This window comes from Candidatus Babeliales bacterium (assembly GCA_035288105.1).
In the GTDB taxonomy this organism is placed as follows: domain Bacteria; phylum Babelota; class Babeliae; order Babelales; family Vermiphilaceae; genus SOIL31.
This window is the reverse complement of sequence record DATEAY010000031.1, coordinates 1-8,692: the sequence shown is the minus strand read 5'-3', so window position 1 is coordinate 8,692 and position 8,692 is coordinate 1. Positions and strand designations below refer to the sequence as shown.

The window sequence follows — 8,692 nt, the reverse complement described above, 5'->3', positions numbered from 1 at the left end:
CGAAAATACACTTTTTAATTCACACCACAGCTTATCTGATATAAACTTCATAACAGCCCTTTTTTTTGTTTGTTTCCAAAGGCTATTATAGCCTTTTTAAAAAGGGCTTTCTTCTTTAATTAATTTTCGGATAAGCTCTAAGGTACATTTTTTTTCTATCCCGATTTATTCCTGTAAAATTCCCTGAAGTACTCATCCTTTTACCATCTAGTCCTGTTGACATAACAAAGTTTTGTATATAAGATTTAAGTGAAAATGCCGTATTTAAGGCATTGTGTAGTGTTTTAAATCATAATCTATTATCGAAGGATTTATATGAACGTATCACGCGCTTTACTAACTGCAATGTTGTTTGTAGCTCCTTACTCTATGGTTATTGCTGAAGACGGACAAAAAGAAACTCCGGCTACAGAAACAGCAAAAGTTGAAAAAGCTGGTATTTTAGCAACTGCTGCTCTTCCTTTTGTTTTTGTAATAGCTCAAGCAAAAAATGTTGCTGGTTGGACTGCTGACAAAAGTTTTAATATTCCATTAAAATACATTGCAAGTTTTGACTGCCTCAAAGACGGTAGATTTGCAAAGCATGTTAACAATAACAACATTGGTCGCGCGCTTGTTGTATTAGCAGCTGCTGGCATAGCTTACAAAACTTATGACATGTACTATGCAAATGCGGATGATGTTGATGCTGACGATAATGATGCTATCTTCTTTGAAGAATCAGAAACTAACTAATTCTTCCTCCTTCGCTATCCACCTGCGCATAAAGCTACGGCGGACATGAGCTATGGCGGACGCGTCTTAGTAAGTTATAAAAATAAAAAAGAGGGACTTAAAAAAAGTCCCTCTTTTCTTACGCTCAATGTAAATAATTATTTTAACTCTTTTTCAACTAATGCCGCTGTTTTTGATACTTTTTTAATCCACTCAAGTAAAATGTCCTGCTTTTCTTCATTTGACAATTGCCACGCGTATTCAGATGTGTGTAAACGATGTATAACATCGTACAAACACAATGCAACGCTCACCGAAACATTAAAACTTTCAACAAATCCAAACATTGGTATTTTAACAAACATGTCTGCTTGTGCTAATGCATCTTCGGATAATCCTGTTTGCTCACTGCCAAAAATGAGTGCCGTTTTTTGATCTAACGGCAATTCAGGAAGTGCATAAGATTGTCGGTGTGGCGTTGTGGCAACAATGCGATAGCCTTGTTTTTTTAGTGCGGTAATGGAATCTGTAATTGAACTATATGATTGCACATCCACCCATTTTGATGCGCCCATTGCAATAGTCGGCACTGCTTTGAATGTATGTTGAGCTTCTACCACATGCACATCTTGAACACCAAAAATATCGCAGGTACGCAATGCAGCACTGGCATTATGCGGTTGGAAAAGATCTTCCAAAACAACAGTTATATACCGTGTGCGGTTTTCTAGCACTGCATACATCTTTTCACGCTTGTTTTCCGTCACGTATTGTAAAAGTTGCTCTATTAGTGCGGCTTTATCATGGGTATTCATACTGCAAATGGCCTATGCTTAAAAAGTTTTATATTTTTCAGTATACAGCCATTCTACAGAAAAACACCTAGAAATAAGCCTTTTTTGACCCCGTTTGCCAATAAAACTGCAAGGTTTATACTGATATACAAGACGAATAAGTCCAATAATAAGGTCCTAAATGAAAAAATTTACCCTAGCCACGCTCTGTACTATTGCCGCACCGGTTATCGTTCTTTCACTTTTTGCACAAGAAATTTCCCCCAGAAGGCCACTCTATCTCCACGAACAGAAAAAATCAGTTCGTTCTACACAACAACATCTGAGTACTTTCACCTCTACCGGTGATGTGATTCTTGATTTTTATGCCGATTGGTGTGGACCATGTAATCGTATGTCACCACTTATTGACAGCCTTGCTGCAACAATGCCGGGATTCACTTTTATTAAAATTAACCGTGACTTCTTTTTAGATCTGGCAAATATATTCAATATAACAAGTATTCCAACTCTCATTTTCCTACGTAACGGACAAGAAATTGGTCGTTATGATGGCAAACCGCTCACAAAACATGAACTTGCTCAATTAATTATTAGAGTGTACAATAACAAATAGTTATAGCGTGCTATTTGTAGGACACGTGGCTTGACCAAAAATTCCAAAAACCCATCCTCCAACAGCTGTTAATACCGTCACCGCAAGACCCACATATTGCAGCCGTATTTGAGCTTGTTGATCATTGATTTGAGTATTTTGTAATCCAATATGAGTATCGACAATCGCTGAGCGATGTGGTTGTCCATCTACATGGTCATAAGCAGCTTTCATAGCTTCAAACATAAGCAATTTATATTTTTCAGAGGGATCTGGTTGCTTGCCCTTAATCTTTCCATATTTTTTATTCAAAAAAGCTTCCTGCTGATTATCTGAACTTCCAAAAAAAATATCTAATATACGCTGAACAGTTGTTTGTGTTTGTGACGTACCATTGTTACTATTATTTTTATGCATAAGTTCTGTAAGTACTTGGGGATCTATATCAAAAGTACCTGCTAATGAAGAATATTCTCTCAGTTCTTCCAAATCCATCTTGTGATGTCTTCCAAAGCTATGCAATGAAGGGTTAAAAAGCTCCAGCATTGCCCATACTTCTTCTTCTGAATACTGTTTTTCATCATCCGGTAATATTATCCGCCCCTGTCCTACAACTTCTTGCACAAGTGCTCTCGGCAATAAAGAGAATCTTTTTTTTGGCTCAACCGTATCATCAATGTCTTCTGCTACATTTGGAACACTGCCTACGGTTACATTGAGAGGACGTGATTGTTCATCTTCAACGATAATACGCTTTTTAACAACACGTTGAGTATTTTGCGCAGTACGGATACTTTTAGCTCTTTGTACCTGTCGCCCCAATTCTTCCAACTGTGTCACTGGCGTCTTGGGTGTTTGGCTTGCTCCACTGCGAGAAGTTTTTGATTCTTTAACAACAGAATCTAACTTGAGACTTGGAACTTTTCCCTTAGGTCCTTCTTCTGGATTCTCTTCAGGAGTAATAGTAATTCTTTCTTCACTTACTCTACGCGTAAGGGCATGTTTTGGCTTTGCAGAAGCATCACTCTCATCCATACTCAGTACCATAAATGAATAACATAAAACACTACCTATAAAAATAATTCTTTTGTGTATCATCAGATGCTCCCTTTATAAAGTATATCATCTTTTATATCATTATTTTTTGTCGGGAGTGTCCTCTTTGGGTTGTTTTTGCTGTTTTTTTGCCTTATCTTGAACTTTTTCTTTCGGTGATTTTTGCACATCCGGTCCCAAACTATTGGCATCTCTGGCCCGCTGATAATCAGCCTGATTCAGATTGGGAACTTTGCCTGCACTAACCTTACGTGGAACAACAATTTTTCTTGTTTTATCATCGTTATTATCCATGGCATACATCGCACATGAAAAACATACAACAGTACTGATAAAAATAACCATACTTTTCGTCATAGCATGCTACCTCCATAAAGCACATTCTTACTTACACTATCTATTTTTTTTGAGAAGAATCTTCTCCAGATATTCCATGACCGTTTTTTGTTCTTTCTATACTTTTCTTTAGCTCGTCAAAACTTTTTACCGGAGTTTTTGGTGTTCCACCTGATGATGACGTACCTCCTAAACTACCCTGATTTCTGCTAGGACTACTGTCATCTTTAAAATCAAGATTAGGAACATCTTTTGATTTTTTGCGACTTACTTTTTTTGATTTAAGCTTATCCATCGCACATATCATTGATGACATACATAGAATACTTACTACTAAACCAACCATTTTTTTTGACATCATCACTCCATAAAAAATATTATTATTTATAGCTCCTATTTTTTTTCAGCCTCATTTGCCTTATTAATTGGATCTCCATCAACGCGAGGGCCTTTACGTGTTGATAACTCAAATGTAACGTGTTTTTTTTGACGCGATTCTCTTTGTTTTTGAACTTCTTGAATCAATTGATTAAAGCACTCTATACGGTTTTTAGTAGGACTAGCATCCATTCCTTATAACGTTGCTGTAACACATAACGAACATAACAAACCGTTCACTATTTTTCTCATCATGATACCCCCACAATAATGAAATCTAACTTCTGCTCGCCATTGTACCTAATTACTAAGACGAAAAAAAAGAAGAAGGGCTTTTGCCCTTCTTCTTAATAATAAAATCAATCATCAGTTCGATTATTCTATAATCACCATTCCAATGAACCTGCAGTCTGATATTCAGTAACACGTGATTCAAAGAAATTCTTTTCTTTGCTCAAATCAGTAGACTGCGACATCCAAGGGAATGGATTTTTTGTACCATACACTTTTGGTAAATCAATGCGTTCTAAACGACGATCGGTAATATGTTCAACATATTCAGCAAATTGTTGTGCATTAATCCCTAACATTCCTTGTGGACACGCATCAAGCGCATATTGTTTTTCCAACACCACTGCTTGCTTGACCAACTCAACAATCTCTTGTTGAAAGCTTTCAGTCCAAATTTCAGGATTTTCTGATTTAATCACGTTGATTAAATCGCAACCAAATGCAAGGTGAAGACTTTCATCGCGCATGATATATTCAAATTGCTCACCAATACCAATCATTTTATTCTGGCGCTTTAATGCAAGCATCATCGCAAAACCTGCATAAAAGAAAATACCTTCCATGATCACGTAAAAACCAATAAGATCGTGCACAAAGCGTTGAATATTTTCAACCGTATCAGTTGTAAAATTTGGATCCATAATAGATTTTGTCAAATTCACCACAAAATCATCTTTTTCTTTGATTGAAGGTATCACTTCGTACATATTATAAATTTCATCAGGATTTAATCCCAATGAATCACAACAATAAATGAATGTATCGGTGTGCACTGCTTCTTCATACGCCTGGCGTAGCAAATATTGACGACACTCCGGATTGGTTACGTGCTTATACACCGTAAGAACCAGGTTGTTCGCCGTTAACGATTCAGCGGTAGAAAAAAAACCAAGATTCCATAAAATCAAACGGCGTTCATTTGCAGTCAACACGGTAGAAGATTTCCATTGCTCAACATCATGCTGCATAGAAACTTCTTCTGGTGTCCAATTGTTCGCAACACCATCTTTATAATGCTGACGCGCCCATTGATATCTCATTGGTAAAATTTTATTTGGATCTACTGTTGAATTATTAATAATTCCATTTTTATTCATGACTAACCTTTCAAACAAGTTCATTATTTCATGCGCTCATCCTGAACTTGTTGAAGGATCAAGCGCCGCTATCCTTCGATACGCCCCTCCGGGGCACTCAGGACGAGCGGAAGAGATGCATATTCATTCCAAAAAAAAACAATTATCTTTCTTTATGCTCATGGTGAGAGTTCTTTCCCCCGCTCGTCCTGAGTGTTTTCTTACCCCATGTTCCAGTTCCTTTCACACGGGGACCCCGGCGTAGAATAACGGAGCTGGGGATAGAAAAATGTATCGAAGGATAGCGGAAAAAAATGCTATTGACACACATCACATGCAGGATCATCAGAAATACTGCATGATTTACCCGCAACAATCTCTTCATCCGATAAGATAACATCCTGTTTTTCGATGGTAGTAGCAGCAGATGTTGCACTATCCATTGTTTTGTACACACGCTTTTGCGTAAATCCAAATTTATTCGCATCAAGACTTGCTTTTTCAATCTGACTTGCACCAAGAGTTCTTAAATAATATGTTGTCTTAAGCCCCACTTGCCATGCAGCAATGTAAATATCATTCAACATTTTTCCAGAAACTCCACGCATAAACACATTGTGCGAAATACTTTGATCAAGCCATTTTCCACGTGCTGCAGTAACATTAATCAAATGTAATGGATCAATTTCAAACGCTTCTTTATACTTATCTTTAAGTTGTTGTGGAATAGCATCAATCATTTGCACATTACCATCGTAATATTTAAGCAATTCAAGCATCTCTTGATTCCACAAATCATGAGCCTTCAGATCATCTATCAAATATTTATTAATAACGGTAAACTCACCACTCATATTTGTTTTGACATAGATATTTTTGTAAATTGGCTCAATTGAAGGAAACACACCAGAAATATTTGCTATTGTTGCTGTTGGTGCAATTGCCATAACATTTGAATTACGCATACCGTACTGTTGCACGTGTTGACGCACAGAGGACCAATCACGTTTGCCACCACGCTTTACTTGTACAGTAACCCCTCGTTCTTGCTCAAGCAGATCTATAGTATCTTGTGGAAAAATATTACGATCCCACTTAGAACCCTTGTATGATGCATACGCTCCGCGCTCTTTTGCAAGCTGAGATGATGTCAAAATTGCATGATACGCAACAAACTCCATTACTTCATCAGAATATGTAATCACGTACTCAGATGCAAAATTAATCCCTACTTGATACAATAAATCCTGGAACCCCATAATACCAAGACCAACAGGACGATGCCGTATATTTGATGTTTGTGCTTCTTGAACTGGATAATAGTTGATATCAATCACGTTATCTAACATGCGCACTGCTGTCGCAACCGTTTTACTCAATTTTTCTTCATCAAGTTTGCCGTCTTTTACGTGATATGCTAGATTAACTGACCCTAAGTTACATACTGCTATTTCTTCCGCTGAAGTATTAAGCGTAATTTCTGTGCACAAGTTAGAACTATGAACAACCCCCACATGATCTTGTGGTGAACGAATATTGCACGGATCCTTGAATGTAATCCATGGATGTCCTGTTTCAAACAACCTACTCAACATTTTACGCCACAACTCACGCGCTGGAATTGTCTTATGCATCTTGATGACATCAAGCTTTACCATTTCTTCGTATTCTGCATAGCGCTTTTCGAACGCTTTACCATACAAATGATGCAAATCTGGAGCTTCTTCAGGAGAAAAAAGCGTCCATTGTCCATCAGCAATAACACGCTTCATGAATAAATCAGGAATCCAATTAGCGGTATTAATATCATGCGTACGACGACGTTCGTCGCCAGTGTTTTTACGCAAATCGAGAAAATCTTCAATTTCCAAATGCCACGTTTCAAGATACACAACAGCTGCACTGCGACGCTTGCCACTCCTATTAATTGCTGCAACAACATCGTTGTTAATTTTTAAAAATGGAAGAACACCCTGACTTTCTGTTTTGATAGAATCAACCATCGCACCACACGCACGAATATTACTCCAATCCACCGCAACCCCACCTGACCACTTTGCAAGCTGAGCGGAATCTGAATAACTTTTAAAAATATTAATTAAATCATCTTCTACTGTTGAAAGAAAACAAGAACTCAATTGTGGTCGCAACAATGCCGAATGCAATAATGTTGGTGTGCTTGGCACATAGTGCAATGTAGACATCACATTATAAAATTCAACGGCTGCTTTATTTTTGTCAGGCTCATTATACGAAAGCCCCATTGCAACACGCATCCAAAAGGCTTGCGGAAGTTCAATGTGACGAGTTTCATATTTAAGGAAATACCGTTTATATAAGATACTCACACTCATATAATCAAATAAACTATCTCGCTCAACAGATAATTGTTGCGCAAGATATTCTAGGTCAAAATCAGCCAAGCGTTTATCAAGCAATTCAAGCTCTATTCCAGTGGTAATACCATTAATAAATGTTTTACGGTACACCTGTTCACTATCAATGCGCTCAATAGAAACGTGAGTGACTTGTTTAAATAATTTTTTTAATTGCAAACGTACTGCAATTTTGCCATATGCAGAATCACGTTCAATAAAACTAGTTGTGGCAAGTATTAACGCATCAATAATACCATTGGGCGTAATACCATCAAAAACATTTTTCAATGTTTCACTTAAAATTAACTCCAGATCAGTAAAAAATTCATATCCAATGCATGCCCAGCCAATCGTTTGTCTCAACCGTTTTTCGCTCAACACCTCTCGAATTCCATCAGGCTTTACGACAGAAAACATGTATAATTTTTTTTCTGTTTTTTCAGCTGCGTCATTACTTAAAAATGGTGCGGCTGAGACTCGATTATGCTGTTCCATGATATCCTCTAATCCTTTTAGGGTTTGGTTAATTTCACACAACTTATTACAAAGCACACTAATACGATTGTCTCGCAGCTGTTACAGATCACAATCGCAACACCAGATTATTATTTCTCTATAAAACTTTTTTTAAAATAGTTGCTATATGAAAAAAGATAATGCATTGTATCACTCTAGGATAATGACTAAGTCCCTTATAATCAAATAGTTTTTATAACTTTTTATTGAAAATATATTCTTAAATTTTTTGTAACCTTCAAATCAAAATTAATACATTTAGAATAAAAAATATCAAATCGCGGTCTATTTCTATTGATGCAACTATAAAGAACGAACTGACCATTTTTGTGTAAAAAAAATGAATGAGCTCCAAATAAAAACAAGTCAATCATTCAAAAAAACATTTTACTAAAAACGCCTAATGGGTAATTCATTTTTAGTAACACACCTTTTTCATCCCTCACTGCCTCTTGTATGTATCCCCCCTCGCCACTATTTCTTTTCTTATTCGTAGATTCAACCCTACCCCAAGCATCCCAATTTTCGCAAATATTTAGACCAACCGAAAAATAAAGG

At 36.9% G+C, this 8,692-nt stretch carries 10 protein-coding genes; 2 read left to right on the top strand and 8 right to left on the bottom strand.

What is annotated here, in order from left to right; genetic code table 11:
• Window positions 1-315 precede the first annotated feature (315 nt).
• Window positions 316-735: a hypothetical protein gene (locus VJJ26_01615; GenBank protein HLC06862.1), complete on the top strand. Its 420-nt coding sequence runs from the start codon at window positions 316-318 to the stop codon at window positions 733-735.
• Between the two features lie 137 nt (window positions 736-872).
• Here the strand turns inward: VJJ26_01615 and VJJ26_01610 are convergent, their stop codons facing one another.
• Window positions 873-1,529, bottom strand: a complete 657-nt coding sequence (locus VJJ26_01610; GenBank protein HLC06861.1) for an RNA methyltransferase — start codon at window positions 1,527-1,529, stop codon at window positions 873-875.
• Between the two features lie 160 nt (window positions 1,530-1,689).
• Between VJJ26_01610 and VJJ26_01605 the strand changes: the two genes are divergently transcribed.
• Complete coding sequence (locus VJJ26_01605; GenBank protein HLC06860.1) at window positions 1,690-2,124, top strand: thioredoxin family protein; 435 nt, start codon at window positions 1,690-1,692, stop codon at window positions 2,122-2,124.
• Here the strand turns inward: VJJ26_01605 and VJJ26_01600 are convergent, their stop codons facing one another.
• From VJJ26_01600 to VJJ26_01570, 7 genes are all read right to left on the bottom strand, one after another.
• On the bottom strand, window positions 2,125-3,201 hold the full coding sequence (locus tag VJJ26_01600) for a hypothetical protein (protein HLC06859.1): 1,077 nt from the start codon (window positions 3,199-3,201) through the stop codon (window positions 2,125-2,127).
• Between the two features lie 39 nt (window positions 3,202-3,240).
• A complete protein-coding gene (locus tag VJJ26_01595; protein ID HLC06858.1) occupies window positions 3,241-3,516 on the bottom strand; it encodes a hypothetical protein in 276 nt (91 codons plus the stop codon).
• Between the two features lie 40 nt (window positions 3,517-3,556).
• Window positions 3,557-3,853, bottom strand: a complete 297-nt coding sequence (locus VJJ26_01590) for a hypothetical protein (GenBank protein HLC06857.1) — start codon at window positions 3,851-3,853, stop codon at window positions 3,557-3,559.
• 35 nt (window positions 3,854-3,888) lie between these two features.
• Window positions 3,889-4,065: a hypothetical protein gene (locus VJJ26_01585; GenBank protein ID HLC06856.1), complete on the bottom strand. Its 177-nt coding sequence runs from the start codon at window positions 4,063-4,065 to the stop codon at window positions 3,889-3,891.
• A gap of 194 nt (window positions 4,066-4,259) precedes the next feature.
• Window positions 4,260-5,285, bottom strand: coding sequence for a ribonucleotide-diphosphate reductase subunit beta (locus VJJ26_01580; GenBank protein ID HLC06855.1), 1,026 nt, complete (start codon window positions 5,283-5,285; stop codon window positions 4,260-4,262).
• Window positions 5,286-5,557: 272 nt separating this feature from the next.
• Window positions 5,558-8,113: a ribonucleoside-diphosphate reductase subunit alpha gene (locus VJJ26_01575; protein ID HLC06854.1), complete on the bottom strand. Its 2,556-nt coding sequence runs from the start codon at window positions 8,111-8,113 to the stop codon at window positions 5,558-5,560.
• 395 nt (window positions 8,114-8,508) lie between these two features.
• Window positions 8,509-8,692 (bottom strand): hypothetical protein (locus VJJ26_01570; GenBank protein ID HLC06853.1); only part of this gene is annotated, 184 nt, incomplete at its 5' end.